This window comes from Paenibacillus terrisolis (assembly GCF_056171975.1).
This window is the reverse complement of sequence record NZ_JBKFGG010000003.1, coordinates 120,393-141,952: the sequence shown is the minus strand read 5'-3', so window position 1 is coordinate 141,952 and position 21,560 is coordinate 120,393. Positions and strand designations below refer to the sequence as shown.

16 protein-coding genes and 3 tRNA genes are annotated in these 21,560 nt (G+C 51.2%); 14 read left to right on the top strand and 5 right to left on the bottom strand.

Going from position 1 to position 21,560, the window contains the following annotated elements; translation table 11 throughout:
* The 5 genes from carB to ACI48K_RS04005 all read left to right on the top strand — a co-directional run bounded on the left by carB (window position 1) and on the right by ACI48K_RS04005 (window position 5,971).
* On the top strand, window positions 1–3,216 hold the full coding sequence (carB, locus tag ACI48K_RS04025) for a carbamoyl-phosphate synthase large subunit (RefSeq protein ID WP_475026352.1): 3,216 nt from the start codon (window positions 1–3) through the stop codon (window positions 3,214–3,216).
* A 298-nt stretch (window positions 3,217–3,514) separates the two neighbouring features.
* Entirely contained in the window at window positions 3,515–4,249 is a 735-nt protein-coding gene (gene pyrF, locus ACI48K_RS04020) for an orotidine-5'-phosphate decarboxylase (protein ID WP_475026350.1), read from the top strand.
* Window positions 4,246–4,887 (top strand): orotate phosphoribosyltransferase, encoded by a 642-nt coding sequence (gene pyrE / locus ACI48K_RS04015; protein ID WP_475026349.1) that lies wholly within the window; start codon window positions 4,246–4,248, stop codon window positions 4,885–4,887. The genes pyrF and pyrE overlap by 4 nt, the downstream gene beginning before the upstream one ends.
* Before the next feature lie 88 nt (window positions 4,888–4,975).
* Window positions 4,976–5,404, top strand: a complete 429-nt coding sequence (locus tag ACI48K_RS04010; protein ID WP_475026348.1) for a RidA family protein — start codon at window positions 4,976–4,978, stop codon at window positions 5,402–5,404.
* Window positions 5,405–5,416: 12 nt separating this feature from the next.
* A complete protein-coding gene (locus tag ACI48K_RS04005) occupies window positions 5,417–5,971 on the top strand; it encodes a hypothetical protein (RefSeq protein ID WP_475026347.1) in 555 nt (184 codons plus the stop codon).
* A 372-nt stretch (window positions 5,972–6,343) separates the two neighbouring features.
* On the opposite strand, the gene ACI48K_RS04000 is transcribed toward ACI48K_RS04005, so the two are convergent.
* Entirely contained in the window at window positions 6,344–7,942 is a 1,599-nt protein-coding gene (locus ACI48K_RS04000) for a glycosyl hydrolase family 18 protein (RefSeq protein WP_475026346.1), read from the bottom strand.
* A gap of 218 nt (window positions 7,943–8,160) precedes the next feature.
* On the opposite strand from ACI48K_RS04000, the gene ACI48K_RS03995 reads away from it, so the two are divergent.
* From ACI48K_RS03995 to ACI48K_RS03965, 7 genes are all read left to right on the top strand, one after another.
* Window positions 8,161–8,988: an ABC transporter ATP-binding protein gene (locus tag ACI48K_RS03995; RefSeq protein ID WP_475026345.1), complete on the top strand. Its 828-nt coding sequence runs from the start codon at window positions 8,161–8,163 to the stop codon at window positions 8,986–8,988.
* Window positions 8,951–10,060 (top strand): efflux RND transporter periplasmic adaptor subunit, encoded by a 1,110-nt coding sequence (locus ACI48K_RS03990; protein WP_475026344.1) that lies wholly within the window; start codon window positions 8,951–8,953, stop codon window positions 10,058–10,060. The genes ACI48K_RS03995 and ACI48K_RS03990 overlap by 38 nt, the downstream gene beginning before the upstream one ends.
* A complete protein-coding gene (locus ACI48K_RS03985; RefSeq protein WP_475026343.1) occupies window positions 10,060–12,972 on the top strand; it encodes an ABC transporter permease in 2,913 nt (970 codons plus the stop codon). The genes ACI48K_RS03990 and ACI48K_RS03985 overlap by 1 nt, the downstream gene beginning before the upstream one ends.
* Before the next feature lie 6 nt (window positions 12,973–12,978).
* Complete coding sequence (locus ACI48K_RS03980) at window positions 12,979–13,869, top strand: ABC transporter ATP-binding protein (protein ID WP_475026342.1); 891 nt, start codon at window positions 12,979–12,981, stop codon at window positions 13,867–13,869.
* Between the two features lie 6 nt (window positions 13,870–13,875).
* Window positions 13,876–15,381 (top strand): ABC transporter substrate-binding protein, encoded by a 1,506-nt coding sequence (locus ACI48K_RS03975; protein WP_475026376.1) that lies wholly within the window; start codon window positions 13,876–13,878, stop codon window positions 15,379–15,381.
* Between the two features lie 352 nt (window positions 15,382–15,733).
* Window positions 15,734–15,807 (top strand) — tRNA-Met (locus ACI48K_RS03970).
* 12 nt (window positions 15,808–15,819) lie between these two features.
* A tRNA-Ile gene (locus ACI48K_RS03965) sits at window positions 15,820–15,893 on the top strand.
* A 242-nt stretch (window positions 15,894–16,135) separates the two neighbouring features.
* Here the strand turns inward: ACI48K_RS03965 and ACI48K_RS03960 are convergent.
* From ACI48K_RS03960 to ACI48K_RS03950, 3 genes are all read right to left on the bottom strand, one after another.
* A complete protein-coding gene (locus tag ACI48K_RS03960) occupies window positions 16,136–16,363 on the bottom strand; it encodes a DUF6199 family natural product biosynthesis protein (protein WP_475026341.1) in 228 nt (75 codons plus the stop codon).
* A gap of 20 nt (window positions 16,364–16,383) precedes the next feature.
* On the bottom strand, window positions 16,384–16,578 hold the full coding sequence (locus ACI48K_RS03955) for a DUF6199 family natural product biosynthesis protein (protein ID WP_475026340.1): 195 nt from the start codon (window positions 16,576–16,578) through the stop codon (window positions 16,384–16,386).
* Window positions 16,579–16,692: 114 nt separating this feature from the next.
* Window positions 16,693–17,376 carry an S-layer homology domain-containing protein gene (locus ACI48K_RS03950; RefSeq protein ID WP_475026339.1) on the bottom strand — a complete coding sequence of 228 codons (684 nt, stop codon included), beginning with the start codon at window positions 17,374–17,376 and terminating at the stop codon, window positions 16,693–16,695.
* Between the two features lie 162 nt (window positions 17,377–17,538).
* Between ACI48K_RS03950 and ACI48K_RS03945 the strand changes: the two genes are divergently transcribed.
* Window positions 17,539–17,624 (top strand) — tRNA-Leu (locus ACI48K_RS03945).
* A gap of 680 nt (window positions 17,625–18,304) precedes the next feature.
* Here ACI48K_RS03945 and ACI48K_RS03940 read toward each other — a convergent pair.
* Window positions 18,305–18,904: a YjgB family protein gene (locus ACI48K_RS03940; RefSeq protein ID WP_475026338.1), complete on the bottom strand. Its 600-nt coding sequence runs from the start codon at window positions 18,902–18,904 to the stop codon at window positions 18,305–18,307.
* A gap of 286 nt (window positions 18,905–19,190) precedes the next feature.
* Here ACI48K_RS03940 and ACI48K_RS03935 point away from each other — a divergent pair, with 286 nt between their 5' ends.
* Complete coding sequence (locus tag ACI48K_RS03935; protein ID WP_475026337.1) at window positions 19,191–21,452, top strand: Ig-like domain-containing protein; 2,262 nt, start codon at window positions 19,191–19,193, stop codon at window positions 21,450–21,452.
* The last annotated feature ends 108 nt before the right edge of the window (window positions 21,453–21,560 follow it).

Genomic DNA, 21,560 nt, shown 5'->3' with positions numbered 1-21,560 from the left:
ATGCCGATCAATAAAGACCTCAAGAAAATTCTCGTCATCGGTTCCGGTCCGATCGTGATCGGTCAGGCGGCCGAATTCGATTACGCCGGAACGCAGGCCTGCCAAGCCTTGAAGGAAGAAGGCGTCGAAGTCGTGCTGATTAACAGCAATCCCGCGACGATCATGACCGATACAAATATGGCAGATAAGGTATATATCGAGCCGATCACGCTGGAATTCGTGACGCAGATCATCCGTCAGGAACGTCCCGATGGACTCCTGCCGACCCTTGGCGGCCAAACCGGCCTTAACATGGCGGTGGAGCTTGCCCGGGCGGGTGTGCTTGAGCGTGAAAACGTGAAACTGCTCGGTACCCAGTTGAGCTCCATCGAAAAAGCGGAAGACCGGGATTTGTTCCGGGAGCTGATGCGTGAGCTTGAACAGCCGGTACCTGAGAGCACGATCATCACTACGGTGGAAGAAGCGCTTAAGTTCGCGGAAGAAATCGGCTACCCGGTCATCGTGCGCCCGGCTTATACGCTTGGCGGCACCGGCGGCGGAATTTGCGCCACGGAAGAAGAGCTTCGCGAGACGGTTGCTTCCGGCATCCGCTACAGCCCAATCGGCCAATGCCTGATTGAGAAATCGATCGCCGGCTTGAAGGAAATCGAATACGAAGTGATGCGCGATGCGAACGACAACTGTATCGTTGTCTGCAACATGGAGAACTTTGATCCGGTGGGCGTACATACCGGGGACAGCATCGTCGTTGCGCCGAGCCAAACGCTGTCGGATCGAGAATATCAGATGCTGCGTTCGGCATCGCTGAAAATCATCCGCGCGCTGAACATCGAAGGCGGCTGCAACGTGCAGTTCGCGCTGGATCCGCAAAGCTTCCAGTATTATGTCATCGAGGTCAACCCTCGGGTCAGCCGTTCATCGGCGCTCGCTTCCAAAGCGACGGGTTACCCGATCGCCAAAATGGCGGCGAAAATCGCGCTTGGTTATACTTTGGATGAAATCGTAAACCCGGTCACGGGGCAAACCTACGCCTGCTTCGAACCGACGCTTGACTATATTGTCAGCAAAATTCCGCGCTGGCCGTTTGATAAATTCGTTCATGCCAACCGCAAGCTAGGGACTCAAATGAAAGCGACCGGCGAAGTAATGGCCATCGGGCGGACGTTCGAGGAGTCGATCCACAAAGCGGTGCGTTCCCTTGAGATCGGCACGCATCGGCTCTATTTGAAAGACGCGGAGAAGCTTGACACGGACACGCTGAACGAACGGCTGATCAAAGCGGACGATGAGCGCCTGTTCCTGATCGCAGAAGCGTACCGCCGCGGCTACAAGCTTCAAGAGATTCATGATCTGACCGGCATCGACTGGTGGTTCCTGGATAAAATCGAACGTCTGGTGCAGTTCGAAGCGCATATTTCCTCGGAAATGACGCTGTCTTATGAAACGCTGTACGAAGCTAAGCGGCTTGGATTTACCGACCGCGCCATCGCCGAGCTCCGTGGTATCGGCCAGTCTTCCGGATCGCATTTGACCGAAGCCGAAGTCACAAGCTTCCGCAAGGAACACGGGTTGCGTCCGGTTTACAAAATGGTTGATACCTGCGCCGCCGAGTTTGAGGCTTCCACGCCATACTACTACTCGACCTATGAAACGGAAAACGAAGTGATTCGCACCGGGAAAGAAAAGATCGTTGTACTCGGATCGGGACCGATCCGCATCGGGCAGGGGATCGAATTCGACTACTCCACGGTGCACGCGGTTTGGGCCATCCAAAAAGCGGGGTACGAGGCCGTCATCATCAACAACAATCCGGAAACGGTTTCGACCGACTTCAATACCTCGGACCGGTTGTACTTCGAACCGTTGTTCTTCGAAGACGTCATGAATGTCATCGAGGAAGAAAAACCGATCGGCGTTATCGTCCAGTTCGGCGGCCAAACGGCCATCAATCTGGCGGCGCCGCTGCAGGCGGCAGGCGTACGCATCCTGGGAACCTCCCTGGAGAGCATCGATGAAGCGGAGGACCGCAAAAAATTCGAGGCGCTGCTCTCGAAACTGCACATCGCTCAGCCGAAAGGCAGCACGGTAACTTCCGTGGACGAAGCCGTGGGTACCGCCCAGTCGCTCGGATATCCGGTACTGGTGCGTCCATCCTATGTGCTTGGCGGACGCGCGATGGAGATCGTTTACTCCGACGAAGAATTGTTGAGATATATGGAACAAGCGGTGAATATCAATCCGAAGCATCCGGTGCTGATCGACCGGTACATGCTTGGCAAAGAGGTCGAGGTGGATGCCATCTGCGACGGCGAGACAGTGTTGATTCCGGGTATTATGGAGCATGTCGAACGCGCCGGGGTACACTCCGGAGACTCCATCGCCGTATATCCGCCGCAGCATTTGTCCGCCGAACTGAAAGAACAGATCGTAGACATCACGGTCAAAATCGCCAAGGAACTGAAAACGGTCGGGCTCGTCAACATCCAGTTCGTCATCTACAAAAACGAAGTGTATGTCATTGAGGTCAACCCGCGTTCCTCGCGGACCGTTCCTTTCTTAAGCAAAGTGACAAACATTCCGATGGCGAACGTGGCTACGGGGTGCATACTCGGCACCAAGCTGAGCGATTTGGGCTACAAGGAGGGGCTCTGGCCGGAAAGCAAGCAGATTTCCGTCAAAGTGCCGGTCTTTTCCTTCGCCAAGCTGCGCCGAGTCGAACCGACGCTGGGTCCGGAAATGAAGTCGACCGGCGAGGTTATGGGCCGTGATCCGCAGTACGCCAAAGCGCTGTATAAAGGGCTGATCGGAGCGGGAATTAAAATTCCTTCGACTGGTGCGATCATCGCCACCGTAGCGGATAAGGATAAAGAAGAAGCGGTCGAGCTTCTGAAAGGATTTTATAACCTGGGTTATAAAATCATCGCGACGGACGGCACGGCTTCCGCGCTTCTCGAAGCCGGGATTCACGTAAGCACGGTCTACAAGCTGACGGAAGGAGTGCCTAACATCCTTGACCTGATCCGGGGCGGGGAGGCGCACTTCGTCATCAACACGCTGACCAAAGGGAAGGAACCTCAGCGGGACGGCTTCCGCATCCGCCGCGAAGCGGTGGAGAACGGCGTCTTCTGCATGACCTCGCTGGACACCGTGCACGCGCTGCTGGAGATGCTGCAGACCATTAACTTCTCATCCCAAGCCATGCCATCCCTACTGTAAGGTAGTTCAAAAAACGGCTTTTGATCACGAAGCATAGTCAAGAAGATCATTCGGCATCGAATCTTGCGTTCACCTTCGAAGTGCGGTGCTCATGTAGGCTTCTCCTACACTGCGCTCCTCCTTCTTCAGGTTTACGCAACCTTCTCGGTGCTGAAAAGCCGTTTTTTGAACCTTGATTGAAAGAGGTAGTTCAAAAAACGGCTTTTGATCACGAAGCATGGTACAAGCGACAAAAGAGATAACAAATGCGGCTCGGGAGCACACGCTTCGGAGCCGCAAGTCTGAGGAGGAGAACGTCTTGAGTTCTTTCGAACAAGCCGCCGGACGGCTGATGGTGGCGCTTGATGTTCCGGATGCCGGACAGGCGCAAAAGCTGATCCGGGATTTGGAGGGCATCCCTTGTTATATCAAGGTGGGCATGCAGCTTTTTTACGCGGCCGGTCCGGATTTTATACGCGAATTGAAGCAGCGGGGCTACTCCGTGTTTTTGGATGTGAAAATGCACGATATTCCGAATACCGTCAAGGGCGGAGCAAACAGCGTGACCCGGCTTGGCGTCGATATGTTCAACGTTCATGCGGCCGGCGGACTTACCATGATGAAGGCTGCTAAGGAAGGCGCGCTTACCGCGCTTCAAAACGATTCTTCCTTAAAGCAACCGCATATTATCGCGGTTACGCAGCTGACCAGTACGAATCAAACGATGCTGAACCGGGAAATCGGCATTCCGGGCTCGGTGGAGCAATCCGTGATGTCCTACGCGGCGCTGGCCCAGGAAGCCGGATTTTCCGGAGTAGTGGCCTCGGCGCTGGAAGTGCCGGCCATCAAAGGGCAATGCGGGCGGGCTTTTCTGACGGTAACGCCGGGAATCCGCCCGGCTAACAGCCAGACGGATGATCAAGCCAGAACTTTGACCCCGGGTGAAGCCATCCGGCGCGGGACGGATTTCATCGTCGTTGGACGTCCGATCATTGCGGCGCACAGTCCCCGGGAGGCTGCGGAAAAAATTATTGAGGAGATGATGGAGTCATGATAGATGCCAAAGCAATCGAAAATCAGGTGGCGAGCCGTCTGCTCGAGATCGGCGCGGTGGCGCTGCGCCCGCATCAGCCGTTCACTTGGACTTCGGGGATCAAATCTCCGATTTATTGCGATAACCGGCTTACGATGTCTTATCCGGAAATCCGGGACCTGATCGCCGAATCATTCGCCGCAACGATCCGCGAATCCTATCCCGATGCGGAAGTGATCGCCGGAACGGCAACGGCGGGCATCCCGCATGCGGCGTTTACCGCACAGAAGCTTGGCTTGCCGATGGCCTACATCCGCGATAAAGCTAAGGGCCACGGGAAGGAAAATCAAATCGAAGGTCTGATCAAGCCGGGTCAAAAGGTTGTCGTCATCGAAGATTTGATTTCCACCGGCGGCAGTTCGCTCAAAGCGGCGCTGGCCGTTCGCGATGCGGGGGCCGAGCCGCTGGCCGTTCTGGCGATCTTCAGCTATCAGTTGGACAAAGCGGTTCAGGCTTTTGCCGAAGCCGGAATTCCGCTTAAGACACTGTCGAACTACGCGGCGCTGATCGAAGTTGCCGTGGAACGCGGCGATATTAAACCGGAAGACCTGGAGCTGCTCAAATCCTGGCGTAAGGATCCGGCTTCCTTCGGAGTTTAAACCTGACAAATAACGAAATGCTTGCGTTGCTGCAGGTATTTCGTTATTTTTTTGATAGGATAGAAACAAGCATGAAAGGGGAGTGCAAATGGAAACGAATAAGCACATACGTTTTACGAATCCGGAAACATTGCCACAAACGTTTGGTTATTCGCATGTTGCAGAGTTCAAAGGCGCAAGAACCCTGTATATTTCCGGACAAGTGGCTTTGGATAAATCCGGTCGAGTTGTCGGCGTAGGGGATCTTTCCGCCCAAACGAAGCAGGTATTCGAAAATATCCGGCTTGCCCTGGAAGCGGCAGGGGCATCGTTTGAGGATGTAGTCAAACTAACCTTTTTTCTGACCGACATCTCCCAAATGGCTGCGGTTCGGGAGATCAGGGACCAGTATATCAACACGGAAAATCCTCCGGCCAGTTCGGCGGTTGAAGTGGGCAAGCTGATTCGGGGCGATCTGCTGATCGAAGTCGAAGCCATTGCCGCAGATTTCCGGGATCTCGGTAGGCAGAATTTCTAGTGGAGGCTAAAAATGAAGAGACTGAGCGCAATGCTGTTGCTCTTTGCTTTATTTATGGCTTCGGGATGCAGTAAAAGTGAGGTTGCAGACCAATCGAAAACGACTCCGATTCCACCCGGGCAAGCCATTGCCGGTTTATCGATCAGCGATGGGGTTGCAAAATGGACGGAGGATAAGGACATTGAACCTTTCGAGCAAGTGGTCGCCTCCGCTCCGTTTACTGTCAAGCAGCCGAATGTCCCGTTTGAGGCAACCCATGAAGCGGTTGGCAAAGTGAAGGCACCGTTTGATTTATATCAAATCGTATATGCGAACGAGAAATTGGGATTCGAGCTTGTTTTGGCGGAGTCTAATTCCAAGGATTCAACAAAGCCGGAGGGCCGAAAAGGCGCCAAACTGCACAATGGCTCCCAAACCTGGATTCAAAGTCAAAATTTCTTTAGTGCGCTGTATTGGAGACATGACGGTCTTACCTATGCTCTAATGTCCCTAAAAGTCGAAAACGGAACATTTGTCCCGCTCTACAGCGAGCAAGAACTACTTGAAATCGCCAATTCGATCCGTTAGGCGACAAAGGAACCGTAACGGACTGAAGAGGCGTTATTTTGCCCGAAAAGGGAGTTTTACAATTCTAACGGATCGTAGAGACGTTATTCAGGGGAAAGTGGGCTGATTTGAGGTCATTGGAGATAAATAACGACTGTGGAGTCCGTTAGAACGGGAAATCGCCGAAAAATAGGAAATAGCGTCAATACGATTCGTTACGGGTGGCGGTCCAAAAAGCCATTTTATGATTTTGCGCATCCATTACAGCCGAAATTTCAAACAATAAGAAGCCCTCAGACCCACTGTGATAGAGGATTTGAAGGCTTTTTCGTTCTAAATTTGGGATTTGCGCATCCATTACAGCCCTTTTGGGATAGTCTCTAATTTCTTCTATTAAAACTTATACCCCTCATATTTCGCCACATTTTTTAAGCTATTCCAAATGTCCGTCGTCTCTCCGCCGATATGCCAGTACGCATACCCGGCGATCCCGCGGCTTGTACCAAGCCGGTACTTCTCGGAAAGCGAACGGGCATCCTCTAACCAAAGTTTGTGCGTCATGCCGGATTTCCAGTAAGATGCGGTGTACTGCCCCAGCGTGTCATTCCACTTCGTCTTGACTCCGTATGTGCCTAACCTACTCATCTGCTCCGGAAGCGAAATGTCCTCCGAAGAGACGGTGGCTCCGGCGTTGTTTAGGCTCCAATCGCGGTTGTACAGCGGCATGCCTAGAATCATTTTTTCGGCCGGCACCTGTTTGAGCAGCTTGTCCATATGGCTTTGAACCCACGGCAAAGAGGATACTGATCCGGCTTCGGCGCCGCTCCAATGCTCGTCGTAGGCCATAATTACGAGATAATCGGCACTCTTGCCAAGCTCACCATAATCATAGGCGTCGGACCAATCACTCCCAAGATCGGGCGGCAGGTCAACGGACAACACGGCGTTCAACGAATCCAATTTAGCCGCCAAGTTGGCGATAAAACCGGTATACAAACTGCGGTCGGAAGCCTGCACGTTTTCAAAATCCACATTAATCCCCTGCAGCCCGTATGTTTGTACGAATGAGGCCAATCTATCGATTGCGGCGCTTGATAGCTGCGGAGAAGCGAGAAGCTTATGAGTGGTTTCCTGATCGAAACGATTGCCGACCATGGCCCAAATTTGTTTGTTGCCTTGTCGTGCCCATGTCAATAACGAAGAGACGGATGAATCCGAAATACTCGCATCGCTCTCCAGGAAAAACCATCTCGGCACCAGCACGTTCACATTCGATTTGGAGATGGATTGCTCATAGGCCTGGGTGGACTGTCCATACTGCCAGCCCATCTGAATGGTCTGCTTGGCTTGCACCGAAATCCCTGAGGTCCAGCGGTCGTTTTGCAGAATTCGGTCCAAGATCATCGCCGTCTCCTGCCTTGTCAACGCCTGTAGAGGCGAGAAATAACCGTCGCTTCCTTCCATCAGCCCAAGCTCAGTAACTGAACCTATGTATGGGCGTGCCCAGTCGGCTACCTTGGCGGCATCCGTATAATTGATGGCTGCCGAAGCAGAGCTGGTCTTTTGTTTCAAGGCCCGGACTATCCAAGCGGCGGCTTCCTGCCTGGTCAGCGGCTGGTTTGGCGCAAAAATGCCGCCCCCCAGTCCCTCGGTCAGGCCGACATCGGTGGCCGTCTGCAGGGTTCCGTAATACCAGGATGTTTTGGGAACATCACTGTAAGCCGGAACTGCGGAGTTGGATGGCTCCAAATGGAGAATTCGGATGAGCGTTGTCATAAATTCGGCGCGGGTAATGGAGCGGGCAGGCGAGAACTGGGTGGGGGACGTTCCTTTCATGACTTGATTTTGGCTAAGCCTTACGATTGCGTCTTTTGCGAAGCTGCCTTCGATATCCTGAAACGGCAAATTATCGGCAGACGCAGGTCCCTGTTGTGTTACGGCGACGGCAACTAAAATAGCCGCCAATAGGAGGGTGGACATGATCTTTTTCATGAAGTAGGGACTCCTTTCCGTATTTAGTAGGAATCTCCGTTATTCTAACAGATTAATAGATTCCCATCAGCGCGTAAAATATGGTAATAAAATATCAATATCGTAAAAATTGTTGTAACTTTTTGGCAAGAGATTTCGTTTATAATTCAAGCGTAATGCCTTTGATAGACAAGTAGATTGGGGCGTCACGGATGAAAAAAAGATGGGGAGACCGATACATGATGCGGTGGCTTCGAAAACCAGACAAATCGATAAGCGAGCCTGACGAACAATCTTCTCTCGAAACGGCCCCGGAGACTGTGGAGATTGCCGCAACCGAGGAGGCTCAGGCAGGTGGATCGCCTGCAGCACTTCAAGAGAAAGACGAGTACACCGGTCCAATTCTTTCGGTTAGGGATGTTCGACGGTCTTTCCCGGTAGGCGGCGGGGAAGTCGAGGTACTGAAAGGAATCAACATGGAAGTTCTTCCTGGGCAGCTCGCCATGCTGAAAGGCCGGTCGGGCTCAGGCAAAACAACGCTCCTGAATATGCTTGGCGGTTTGGATCAGCCGACGGCGGGAGAGATATTTTTCAGGGGACAGCCGCTGCATACGTTAAATGACGAGAAACGGACGCGGCTGCGGCGGGATCAGATCGGTTTTATTTTTCAAGCTTACGCTTTGCTGCCGCTGCTTTCCGCTTGGGAGAACGTGGAGCTTTCGCTTCGGATGGCCGGGGTTCCCCCTCAAGAGTGGAAACGGCGCGTCACCCACTGCCTGGAGCTCGTTGGACTTGGCAAACGAATGTATCACCGTCCGTTCGAGATGTCGGGGGGCGAACAGCAGCGGGTAGCCATTGCGAAAGCGATTGCTCACCGTCCGAAGCTGCTTTTGGCCGATGAACCGACCGCAAATCTCGATTCGCAAATGGGCGCTCAGGTGATGGCTGTATTCCGAAGTATCATACATAGCGAACAAGTGACCATATGCATGACGACACACGATCCTACAATCCTGGAGGTAGCAGACCATGTTTACGAAATGGTTGATGGAAAATTCACGCGGTAGCAGAAGGAGGCTGATTCGGTCGTTAGGGCTTATAGGCATATGCCTCGCTCTGATTGCGGAAACCGGATGCGCTCTGCTGCCCAATGAAGACGAAGAAGAGAATCTGCCGGTCATCAAGCCTCCGACAATTTCGAAAAAACCGGAGTATGACGTTCGTTCGGAAACGATAGAGCTTAGCGTCAGCGCGGTCGGCAAGCTGATGAGCGAGCGGGAGGAACCGCTGTATTTTACGCAGGAAGGACTTCACGTCAACAGCGTTCGCGTTAAAGCCGGAGATAAAGTGAAAAAAGGCGATGTCATCATGGATCTGGATGTGGAGGCTCTGCAAAAGGATCTGCGCAAGAAAAAGCTGGAGTTTCAAAAGCAGGAAATCCAAATGAAAGAGACGCTTCGTACGAAAGACGAAAAGGACCCGATCGAATTCGAGGAGGCTCAGATCGTTTTTGAAGAGCAGCGCCAGGATCTGCAGGATTTGGAGAAAACAATTGCGGACGGCACGCTGAAAGCGCCTTTTGCAGGTACGATCGTTTCGATCTCCGCGCAAAAAGGCGGTCTTATTGAGCCTTATAAAACGGTAGCTCTCATCTCGGACACTTCCCAACTGGTGGTAGCCGCTTCATTTGCCAAAGAGGATTTGGAGAAAGTCGCCGTTGGGATGAAGGCCAAGGTAGACATCAATGCGGCTGGGGCGTTCGACGGCAAGGTCAAGGTGATGCCGGTAAATACCGGTGATTCCGATAACGGCAATGGGGGAAATGGCGGCAGCGGCGGCAGCGGAAATCCGCCGGCGGCCGATACGCTGGATAAGTATGTGATCGTCGAACTCGACAAATGGCCGCAAGGCATGGAGCGGGGCAGACCGCTCAGCGTTTCCATCGTAACGCAGCGCAAGGAAAACGCCACCTTGATCCCGATTTCGGCACTGCGCTCAATCGGTTCACGGACTTATGTTCAGGTGGTCGAGCCGGACGGAACGAAACGGGAAGCGGATGTGGAGGTTGGCATGCAAACCTCGACCGACGTGGAAATCGTTAAGGGACTGACGCCGGGGCAGAAAGTAGTGGGTCGTTAATGGGAGTACCTCTACTGCGTTTATTGTTTCGCAAAATGTGGAACACCAAATGGCTGACGCTGAGCACTTTGCTTGGACTTATCGTAGCCGTCTCATTTACAGTCAGCATTCCGATGTATTCGGACGGATCCTTAAAGCGGGTCGTCTCCAGTTCCTTGGAGGCGGAGAGCGAAGGTCTTCCGGCCGGTTCGTTAATTATGAGCTACCAGGCCCCGGGAGGGACGAAAACCGATCTCGGCAGTTTGGAAGCGGTGAATCAATATATTGCTAATGATGTACCCAAGGAAATCGGATTTCCTTACGATGCCTATTTGAATACACGCTCGTTCCGGTCGACGGAAGTTTATCCCGAAGATCCGACCAAAGTGGACGCCAGCCGGACCAGAACGATGTCCCTAGTCTCCATGAGCGGGCTAAAGGATCATGTCTCGGTAACCGGCGGCCAGATGTATTCGGAGCAAGCCGGTGGGGATACAATTGAGGCTCTGATGCTCGAAGAAGCGATGTACCGGCAGGATTTGCACGTCGGCGACGTGATCGATTACCCGGTCAAAAGCGGGATCGACGTGACGCTGAAGGTCAAGATCGTCGGGACATTTGAGGCTGCAGACGATACGGATCCTTATTGGTACCAAGGCTTCGAAGGAATGATGAATTCGCTGTTCGTATCGGAGAAGGTTTTCAATGATCAATTGCTAAAGGGCTTAAACATCCCGCTGCACAATTCCAGCTGGTATTATGCCTTTGATTTGCGCGAAATCAAAACGAGCGAGCTCTCTCCGTTATCCGGCACTTTGGATCGGCTCAACGTCGATTTGTACCAAAAGCTGAAGGACACGAAAGTGGATGTTTCGTTCGGCAGCCTGCTGGATGATTTCCGCAAGCAAAGCCTGCAGATGCAGACTCTGCTGTTCACGCTGGCAGCGCCGATGATAGCCATGGTCTTTTATTTTATCGTCATGAACGCACGCCAGTCGCTGGATAAGCAGCAAAGCGACATCGCCGTTTTGCGCAGCCGCGGCGCATCGACAAGGCAGATCATCGCCATCTATCTGCTGGAGGGGCTGATTCTTGGAATTGTTTCGCTGATTATCGGCCCGCTGTTGGGTTGGTTTATGTCCAAAAGCATCGGTTCGGCTGACGGGTTTTTGACCTTTGTGAACCGCAAATCAATTCCTGTCGGATTTAATCTCGACGCCCTTGCGCTTGGCATCGGTGCCGTGGTGCTGGCGGTTTTGGCGACATTGCTGCCTGCGGTATCGTACGCCCGTTCCTCAATCGTGCATGCCAAGCAGAAGCAGGCGCGTTCGCATCGTCCCGTTTGGCAGCGCTGGTTCCTCGACGTGGTGCTGATCGGGATCGCAGGCTACGGATATTATTTGTTCAACGAACGCCAAATGCTGACGTTTCAAACGGGGATGACGACGGATGAACTGCAGGTGCAGCCGTTCCTGTTTTTCGTTCCGGCGCTCGCCATTTTTTCGATCGGATTGTTTTTCCTCCGGATTTTCCCTTGGCTGCTTAAGCTGATCGGGTGGCTCGGGAAAAAATGGCTTCCGGTTCCCTATTATTTGAGTTTAACCCAATTGTCCCGTTCCTCTTCGTCTTATTATCCGCTGATGATTTTGCTTGTGCTGACGCTGGGGCTTGGCGTTTATAACGCATCCGCGGCTCGGACGATAGACCTGAATTCCACGGAACGGACGCTGTATAAATACGGTACCGACGTCATTATGAAGACAGTATGGGAAGGTACTGCGGAGACGTCTCCTCCGGGTCAAGGAGGTTCCGGCCAAGGCCAAGGCCAAGGCGGTGCGCCGGGGCAACCCGGCCAGGGAGGAGGACCCGGTGCTCCAGGAGGGGGCGCTCCCGGAGCACCGGGCGGGGGAGGTCAACCCCAAACTCCGACCAAGGTAATTTATTCGGAGCCGCCGTTCGAAATATTCCAGCAACTGGACGGCGTGGAGCACGCCGCTCGCGTGCTGCAGACAAAGGGAAATATCATCGTCTCGGGACGTTCTGCCGGGCAAGGAAATATCATGGGGATCGACAATGTCGATTTTGCCCAGGTTGCCTGGTTCCGAAACGACTTGTTCCCGGTGCATCCATTTAACTACTTGAATTTTCTCGGCATGAACGAAAGCGCAGCTTTGGTGCCGACCAATTTGGCGGAAAAATACAAACTGAAGCTCGGCGATGTATTTTCGGTCGCGCTCGGCGATCAGACCGTAGAGTTTGCGGTGTACGGCATTATCCCTTATTGGCCCAGCCAATATCCGGATCAAACGCCGTTTGTGATCGCCAATCTGGACTACATTTATGATCAGGTTCCGCTTATTCCTTACGATGTTTGGCTTAAGATGAAGCCCGGGGCCAAGGTGGCGCCGCTGATCACCAAACTCGCCGATAAGGGGATCGAGCTGTATTCGGTTCAAGACGTTCGCAGTGAGCTCGCGATCCAAAGCAAACATCCGACGCGCGGCGGCGTGTTTGGAATCCTGAGCCTTGGCTTCCTGGTCTCGGTCATCGTGTCGCTGATCGGCTACGTGTTGTACTGGTTTTTCAATCTATCCGGTCGGGTTGTGCAGTTCGGGATCTTGCGGGCTATGGGCCTATCGCGCAGGCAACTGACGTTTATGCTGTTGACGGAGCAGCTGCTGACCGCAGGGCTATCGATCGTACTTGGAATTGTGATCGGTAAAATTACCGGCAAGCTGTATCTTCCGTTCCTGCAAACCGCGGATAATGTGACGACACAGGTGCCGCCGTTCCGGATCGTTTTCGACTCGCAGGATACGCTTCAGCTGTATATCGTCGTGCTGGTGATGCTGCTGCTCGGAGCGGGGCTGCTGCTCTGGCAAATCCGGCGCTTGCGGGTTCATCAGGCCGTGAAGATGGGAGAGGAGCGTTAAGATAAGATGATTCAATGCGAAGGGTTGGTTAAAATCTTCAAATCCGAGGACATCGAAGTCGTCGCGCTTCAAGGCCTTAATCTGTCGGTGGAGCAGGGCGAAATGATGGCGATTATCGGAAACAGCGGCAGCGGTAAATCGACACTGCTCAACATCCTGGGCGGCTTGGACCGCCCGTCGGCCGGCCAGGTTTCGGTCGGCGGCTGGGATCTCCTCAAGATCCGGGATGACCAACTGGTCGAGTATAAACGGAAAACCGTTGGATTCGTCTGGCAAAATAACGCCCGCAACCTGCTTCCTTATTTGTCGGCGCTCGAGAATGTGGAGATGCCGATGCTTTTGACGGGGAAGCTGGATCGTGCATACGCTAAGCAGCTTTTGGAATGGGTTGGTCTGAAGGACCGGATGCACAGCAAACTGCATCAGCTGTCCGGCGGGGAGCAGCAGCGCGTGGCCATCGCGATTTCCCTATCAAACCGGCCGAAGCTGCTGTTGGCCGACGAACCCACCGGTTCGGTGGATACGGCGACTTCCGATCAAATCATGCGGATCTTCCGTGAGGTAAACCGCGAGCTTGGCGTTACGATCGTTATCGTTACGCATGATTTGGCGCTCGCCGGCAAAGTGGACCGCGTTGTTGCCATCCGGGATGGACTAACGAGCACGGAGTTCGTAAAGCGGAATCCGAATCTCGATTTGGCATCGGCGGAATCCGGCTTTGGGGCCGGCGGACTTCAAGAGGTTCACGAAGAATTCGTTGTGGTTGACCGGGTCGGACGGCTGCAGGTACCGAAGGAGTATTTAGACGCTGTAGGTATCGGCGGCCGGGCAAGTATGGAATTTGACGGAGAGAAAATTGTGATTACCGCACCAAAATCATTGGAGGGGGAAAAGTAAATGAACATGAGGCATGGAAAATGGCGCAAGATCATGTCCGTTTCCTTGGCGGCAACGTTGACGCTGGGGCTGCTGGCAGGATGCAGCGGCGGCAAAGCGGCGGACAAAGAACAGGAGAAGGTGCTGCGGATCGGCGTTCTTTGGGGTTCTACAGACGACTCGTATTTCCGTCAGCAATTCACGGATGTTTATGAGTTTACACATCAAAACGTTAAGATTGAAGTGGTTCCGGCAATCGATCAATCCCAATACCGTTATAGCGATGGCTCGCAGCCTTATCAACAGCCGGACTACTTGGAAAGCATGAAGAAAATCATGACCGGCAGCAACCCGGTAGATATCGTAGTCACGGATACGAGCGTGCTGAACCAGCTGATTCAGGAAAATATGCTGAAGCAGCTTGATCCGATGATTCAAGAAGATAAATTCGATACTTCGGACTTCGTTCCGGCGGTCATCGACGGCATCAAAGATCTGGGCGAAGGCAGCTTGTACGCTTTGGCGCCTTCCTTCTCTTCTTCCGCCCTGTACTACAACAAAAAAATATTTACTGACGCCGGGGTTGAACCGCCAACCGATAAAATGACGTGGGACGAAATTTTTGACCTCGCCCGCCGCGTAACAAAAGGCGAAGGCAAGGACCGCGTTTACGGCTTTTCGTTCGGCCGTTATCAAGGAAGCGATCCTTATTATGATATGCAGGCTAACTATGTCAATACGCTGCAGTTAAAGACTTTTGACGATAAAGCTGAGACTATGACGGTGAATACGCCCCAATGGACCAAAGTATGGGAAACGATCAGTAAACTGGCCAAAGACAAAATTCTTCCGGACAACTCAAGCATGAATAATGGCGGCGCCATTAATTGGAATGCCATTAATAGCGATTTGTTCCTTTCCGGTAAAACGGCAATGACGATTGCCGAAAGCGGTTATGTCAACGAAATCGAGGACGCCAATACCAATGCCGCAAAAATCAAAGACTTCAAGCCAGTGGACTGGGATGTCGTGACGGTACCTGTCCATCCCGAAAAGCCGGAAATTGGCGGAAACATCTATTTGAGCAATACGTTCGCTATCAACAGTGCCGCTCCCAACCCGGATACGGCATGGGATTTCATCAAGTTTATCGACAGCGAGGAATGGGCGAAGCTGAAGTCGCGCAGCAATTCTTATGAAATGGTGTCCCGCAAATCCTATATTCAACCGAAGCAAGGTCTGGATTATAATATTCAAGCGTTCTATCTGCTTAAGCCGATCCCGCCGACCGATCCGAAAATGGATAAAATGATGGCGGATAAACCGGGCCTTTACAACATCACCAATAGCGGCAGAAACTTCTTCCAGGAAGTGGTGGACAACAAGAAAACGCCTGCCGAAGCGCTGAAGGAATGGTCGGATAAGGGAAATACCATGCTGCAGGAAATCAAAAACAATCCGAAAACCCAGTTCCAAGAAGATGGAACGCCGTTTGTTCCGAATGCTGAGGCAGCCGCCGGAGGCAAGGGCTGATACAAGGAAATATAAGGAAGGCCGCCGGAGATTTCCGGCGGCTTTTTTTGCCCGTTCTTGGGTATTCTATAGGTACCGTAGAAATCAAACAATTTTGCGAAAGGAAGGGCAACAAGAGATGCGCTGGGTATACTTCAATAAATTATACAGAACCAAATTTCAAGCCGGATGCTTAGCCAAAAGATTGGAGCATGACGGGTGGATCTACGGGTTCGACGATATGCGCCAAATCGAAATTTTCCGCTCTCGCAAAGGGAAATACGGCGTTCGCTTTATCATCTGAACCAAGGCAGTTACCGCTTGACGAGCGCGGTGGAATTCGTGTATATTATTAACTGTCGCTATTTATTGACGCGGGGTGGAGCAGCCCGGTAGCTCGTCGGGCTCATAACCCGAAGGCCGCAGGTTCAAATCCTGCCCCCGCAATTCTTTGTAGTCGGGCCCTTAGCTCAGTTGGTTAGAGCGGTCGGCTCATAACCGATTGGTCGGGGGTTCGAGTCCCTCAGGGCCCATAGTGCGTGAACCCCTTGCCTAGCAAGGGGTTTTTGCTTTTTGATAGGGTGAGAGAGATGACGTGCGATAGCGAAGCTTGGCTGAATAAAAAAATCGACTCTCCTAATGGAGAGTCAATTTAATATTTCGCAATTTATATCCATCATCGGTTTTTAGATCATACAATTTCAGCTTGACTCCGTTTCCGTCGATATGTTGTCAAACTTGTAGGTTGCCAGGGAGGACTGAATCGGCGGGCGATTTACAAAATCAAACTAAAGAGTCCTATAACAAAAAACACGGAGCCTACTATTATACTGAAAACTCCGCGGACTTTGGCAAACTCGATATAGGTTTCGCTTGGTTCCGAATCGCCTTGCACTTTCCAGCCTTCATTGGCTTCCCATCTAAAGTCGGGCTTTTTAATGAGGAAAATCCCCAGAGCAATGAAGAGAGCGCCTATCAGAACGATAACAATGCGAAAGAACATGCAGACCACACTCCTTAAGCTCAGAAAAGCCTAAACATAAGAAAGAACACTACAATCAACACGATAATGCTGGCGATTCGATTCATCACAAGATAAGCCTCGCTGGGCTCGACGTCGCCTTTGACCATCCAGCCGTACCGCATGTACCAGCCTGCTTTTGGAAATACGGCATTAAGCAGCGCCAGGATAATAAACAAAAAGAGAAAAAATCCCATCACAATCACTCCTTAATTAGATTACGTGTGCTCCATCGATTTGTTTCGGAAATGGGGAGTGAAGTCGGAAAAAGGGACCGCGAGAGGCGGCCCCTTTATATTCTTCAAACTGATTTATTTGCTTCCGTCCGCGGACGGAGGAGCGGGATGCGCCTCCAAATACTGAACCGCATTGTAGGCTAATACGGCGGCTTCCGCACGGGTGATTTTATCCTGTGGCTGGAAGGAGTTGTCTTCATTCAGCTTGGCGATGCCAAGCACAAGCGCGCGCTGCACGGTTCCTTGATACAACACGTTAAGCTGGTCTTCGTCTTGGAATTTCACGGGAACGATATTGATCATCGGCAGGTTGCCGTGATGTTCCATAGCCAGTATCAGTTGATGCGTAAATTCTTCCTTAGTAAGCGGTTTGGCCGGGTCGAAATCGGCCGGAAGATCAAAACCGTTGCTTTGGGCTATGGCCAAGGCGTCGGCGTACCAAGCGTCGTTTTTCGCATTTTTGAAATAGTCGCTAGCTACCGGCTTATCGGTGGATGCTTCAGCGTTTAGGCTTAGTCCTAAAACGTTGATAATCAATTGGATGCCTTGGCTTTCGGTTAATGTTTCGTTGGGTAAAAATACGCGGTCATTCACGCCGCGAACGATACCCTTCGCCTGAAGCGCCGTAATACTGTCTTTAGCCGAAGATTGGGCAAGGTCCGTAAAAGTAGCGGTTGCAGCCGCGAAGCTTTGCGCTCCCAGCGATAAACTCAAGATAGCCGCCGCGGACAACACGGCCAGATTCCGTTTCAACATCATATCACCTCTTGTTTTTTTGTGAGCATCTACTAGACGGTGTGGCAGGTGGAAAAAGTTGCATTCATGCGCAATATTTTTTACTCCTACTGTTTTGCGGCAAGCCTTGCGTAATCCTAAAAGAACGTGATATAATCTTATTCGCTTAGTTTTTTGTGAAAGTATGCCGGGGTGGCGGAATAGGCAGACGCACAGGACTTAAAATCCTGCGGTTGGTGACAATCGTACCGGTTCGAGCCCGGTCCTCGGCATCACGCTGTTTTTCGCGGTCACATCAACGTCTAATGAGCGTTGAGATCGCGAAGGTTCTGTGTATCTATGCGGAGCGAAATCCTAACTCACAGGACCCGAAATCCAAGCGAAAATGATACGCTCATCTCCGTTTATTCAAATTCTAACGGAGAGGGCGTATTTTTTATGGTCAAAATTACGTCCGCATTATCGCGGATTATCCATTATGCGCCTATATGACACCTATGTATGTATACGTACTATTGCTCCAGCAAAACTTCAAACTTATCGATTAGATAGTATATCGAAAAGATAATGAATACGGAATAACCAATGATACGAGTGATCCGAGGAATACGGGGATTTTTATTAGAACGAATTTCCTTAATAACTTTATTGATGCACACCAACATACCAATAATAAAACAAGCAAATGCAAGCAAAGGATATCTTTCGAATAACCGCGAGGTTGAGGTTTGTAAGGGAATGCTAATCACTCCTTTATAGGTAGTATTTATATATTCGCTTACTTGTTTTCTTCTCCTTTATTTGGATTTTGGCTTACAAGTGCATTTGCTGCCTGACCCGGCACAATTCCCGGTCCTCGGCATCATGATAATAAAAAAGATCGCAGCGTCTCCTGAATTGGGAGTCCTGCGATCTTTTTTGTTTTTGCGCGTTCAACATGCCGCCGAAAATTCTATTTTTTCACCAAGTTGATGTGATTCAGCTGCGTTGGACTGTCGAAAATAAACTCCAGTTTATAGCTGCCGCGGTTATAAGTCCATTTGGTCTGTTTGGTGCTGCTGATCTTGCTTATGGAATTTGGCGCCAGCCAGCTTTTCTTAAGCATACTCATGGTCATGCCGCCGATATTGGTTTGACGTTCTACGTTGGTACCGAAATAACGAATTTCATTAAGTACGCCTTTTGATGAATAAGCCATTGCATATCCCGGGGTACCCATATCGGCGCCGTAAAGATCAAAACCGGAAACCGTTGTTCGTGGCTTCTCCGGCTCCCCCAGCTCCTTCAAAACGGTTGCGCGAGCCGTTTTGCCGACAATAAACTTGCCAACCACGTTTGCTCCGGGAAAGTGTCCTTCAAGTGCGGGCTTATAAAAAGAATTAAGAGCAGCCAATGCTTGTTTTTGCTGTTCCGCAGTCACGCTGGAAGCGGCTGCCTGAGCTTTGGGCGCAGAGAGCAAGGGACTGGCGCCGCCAAACGCTCCGAAGACAGTCGCACCGGCAACCGAAAGAGTCAGCACGGTTTTCCAAAAGGCTTTTTTTGTCATTGTCATGTTGCGTACCTCCCTATGATGAATGAAAGCCGAACAACCGAATTCATAAGGCAAAGGGGCTTTCCGTACTCAAAATATATCTTCGACGAGCGCCTGTCAACTTTCAACAACACTTGTTGTGTAAAGGGGGGCTTAAAGAAATTCTTTTTTATGCGGATAGATTTTTAATAGGTCAATGGTATTAATTTCGCTGAAAAGGTTACGAAATTACTCCCAAATGTCGATATAAAACGCATAGGGCTGGAAAAAGATTTCCGGTAAAGTGACTACCAAAGGAGAGAAATGCATGATTGCTAACAGGAAAGTAACGGGATGGTTTCTCGTTGTGGCTCTGCTCCTAGCGGCACTGTTCCCGACAGGTGTCTTTGCGGCCGCAGGGGATATCAATTCTATCGCCATTGACGGAGAGAATACAACAGTTGATCTTGCAGTGGGCAAAACCAAGCAGCTAAAGGCATGGGCAACCGTTGAAGGTTCAACCAATAAAAAGGATGTGACCGCTGCTGTTAACTGGACCTGGACATCCTCGAACGGAGCTCAGCTTACGGTAAATCAAGGTCTGGTTACCGCTTCGAAAAGCGGTGAAGCTATTGTAAGGGCTATCGATAGTACTTCGGGTTCTACCTCCATAATCACAATCAATATCGTCGATACATACACCGATTTAAGTTTGGATTACAAGCTGGATGGGAAATACGTTCTCGATAGTACCAGCGATGATAATCTTACGGTAAAAGCAACGGCGAAAATCGACAGCAGCAATTCTAAAGATGTCACGACGGATGCGAAATGGAGCTCCTCCAATTCCAGCGTATTGACGATCGATAAAGGGAAAATCACGTTGGTTGGCACGGGGACGGCAACAGTGACGGCCGAATACTCGGGATTAAAGGCCACTTATACGGCAACGGTGACTTCTCCTTACTCCGGATTAAAGTTGTTTAAGGACGGGGCAAAACTGGGTGACGGCGAGGATCTTGAGCAGATTGTTGTGGATAAAGAGATCACGCTGCTTGCTAAAACCATCAATGCGAACGACCAGTCCGAGACGGATGTTTCAACCAAAGCTGCATGGTCAACTTCCGACAGTAGCGTGGCGACGGTCAAAGAGGGTAAAGTGACGATCCTTGCCCTTGGGAAAGCAACCATTACGGCGAGTTATTTAGGAAATACCGTCAGCGTAGATATTTACGTGAGAACGCCTTATGAAGCGATTATTCTTGCACCTTCGAAGGATCAGTCCTTGTTTATCGGAGAAACGCTGAAAGTCGATGCGACGATGAGAAGCGGGGCGGGCCAGTCTGTTCCAGCCATCTCTCCGGACTGGACTTCTTCCAATAAGATTATCGCGACGGTGGACAGCACTGGGACGATTACAGCTCGATCGGTAGGAACCACAACGGTTAAAGTGAGTTCGCAGGGGATAAGTAAAAGTATCAAGGTAACGGTTAATCCAACGATTATGAAATTAACGGCCGAGAAAACGGAACTTGATTTGTTTAAAGGGGACTCCGTCAGCTTGCCGAAAGTAACGGCCAAGAAAATCGACGACCAAGATGTCGATTTCAGTGACCAAATCGAGTGGACGTCCGATCATGAAGACATCGCAACCGTCAAAGACGGCAAAATCACAGCCAAGGAAAGCGACGGCAGCACCCCGCTGTCCTCGACAGTGACGATTACCGGCAAGCTCCCTGAGGTAACCGGTATCGGATCGGCTTCTGCGATTCGCAGTTCTTCGGACGGTGTAGTGACCATCACGGTAACAGTTAAAGAAAAAGTGCTTACTTTGATCGCCGAAAATGAAAAAATGAACATCGTGGTAGGTGAAGAAACTCCACTGCCTACGATCAACATTGTTTATATGAACGGAGAAGAATCCACTGACACGACCGGCGTGGTGTGGACTTTAAGCGGTACTAACGCCGTGATTAAGACAACCGCCGACGGTAAGAAAATCAAGGGCTTGACCAAAGGTTCGGCTACTTTAAAAGGTACTTATGCGAGCAAGACAATCAGCATTCCGGTGACGATTGAGCAGAAGATTACCAAAATCGTCGTCGATCCGACAACGCTTGAGCTTAACCTCAAAAAATCGAAGTCGATCAAAGCGACCGGCTTCTATACGGATGGAAAAACCGTAAGTTTAGCGAGCAAAATGAACTGGCAATCCTCCAATGAGGACGCCGCTACGGTTTCAGGCAGCAGCATTAAGGCGGTTGCCGAAGGAACGACCACGATCTCCGGGTCCTACCAAGGAGTAGCCGTGAGCATTAAAGTCAGCGTCGTGCCGAAGTTGACGAAGCTCACTGTGGATATGAGCAGAGTGCCAATGACTCCGGGCTCCGCCAAAACAGTCGTATTGACAGCCCAATATGATACAGGCAAAGTTACCGATGTTACCGGCAGCGCGGTATGGACCAGTTCCAAACCGGCTGTTGCCACAGTTGCGAGCGGCAAAATTCAAGCGATAGCCAAAGGGAGCTCAACGATTAAAGCCAGCTTTGGCGGTAAAACCGCTACGGTATATGTTACTGTAAAACCTTAATTAAGCACTTTTAGGGAGTCCGCCAAACCTTGGCGGACTCCCTTTTTTAGGTTGATTCCAAAATAAGGATTGCTTCAAGGCCGGGCTTTCACTATAATTGGAACAGGT

Bases quoted from the DNA above. Each gene is read 5' to 3' on its own strand.
- carB (WP_475026352.1), top strand. From the start codon at position 1: ATGCCGATCAATAAAGACCTCAAGAAAATTCTCGTCATCGGTTCCGGT.
- pyrE (WP_475026349.1), top strand. From the start codon at position 4,246: ATGATAGATGCCAAAGCAATCGAAAATCAGGTGGCGAGCCGTCTGCTC.
- ACI48K_RS04010 (WP_475026348.1), top strand. From the start codon at position 4,976: ATGGAAACGAATAAGCACATACGTTTTACGAATCCGGAAACATTGCCA.
- ACI48K_RS04005 (WP_475026347.1), top strand. From the start codon at position 5,417: ATGAAGAGACTGAGCGCAATGCTGTTGCTCTTTGCTTTATTTATGGCT.
- ACI48K_RS04000 (WP_475026346.1), bottom strand. From the start codon at position 7,942: ATGAAAAAGATCATGTCCACCCTCCTATTGGCGGCTATTTTAGTTGCC.
- ACI48K_RS03995 (WP_475026345.1), top strand. From the start codon at position 8,161: ATGATGCGGTGGCTTCGAAAACCAGACAAATCGATAAGCGAGCCTGAC.
- ACI48K_RS03990 (WP_475026344.1), top strand. From the start codon at position 8,951: ATGTTTACGAAATGGTTGATGGAAAATTCACGCGGTAGCAGAAGGAGG.
- ACI48K_RS03985 (WP_475026343.1), top strand. From the start codon at position 10,060: ATGGGAGTACCTCTACTGCGTTTATTGTTTCGCAAAATGTGGAACACC.
- ACI48K_RS03980 (WP_475026342.1), top strand. From the start codon at position 12,979: ATGATTCAATGCGAAGGGTTGGTTAAAATCTTCAAATCCGAGGACATC.
- ACI48K_RS03975 (WP_475026376.1), top strand. From the start codon at position 13,876: ATGAGGCATGGAAAATGGCGCAAGATCATGTCCGTTTCCTTGGCGGCA.
- ACI48K_RS03960 (WP_475026341.1), bottom strand. From the start codon at position 16,363: ATGTTCTTTCGCATTGTTATCGTTCTGATAGGCGCTCTCTTCATTGCT.
- ACI48K_RS03955 (WP_475026340.1), bottom strand. From the start codon at position 16,578: ATGGGATTTTTTCTCTTTTTGTTTATTATCCTGGCGCTGCTTAATGCC.
- ACI48K_RS03950 (WP_475026339.1), bottom strand. From the start codon at position 17,376: ATGATGTTGAAACGGAATCTGGCCGTGTTGTCCGCGGCGGCTATCTTG.
- ACI48K_RS03940 (WP_475026338.1), bottom strand. From the start codon at position 18,904: ATGACAATGACAAAAAAAGCCTTTTGGAAAACCGTGCTGACTCTTTCG.
- ACI48K_RS03935 (WP_475026337.1), top strand. From the start codon at position 19,191: ATGATTGCTAACAGGAAAGTAACGGGATGGTTTCTCGTTGTGGCTCTG.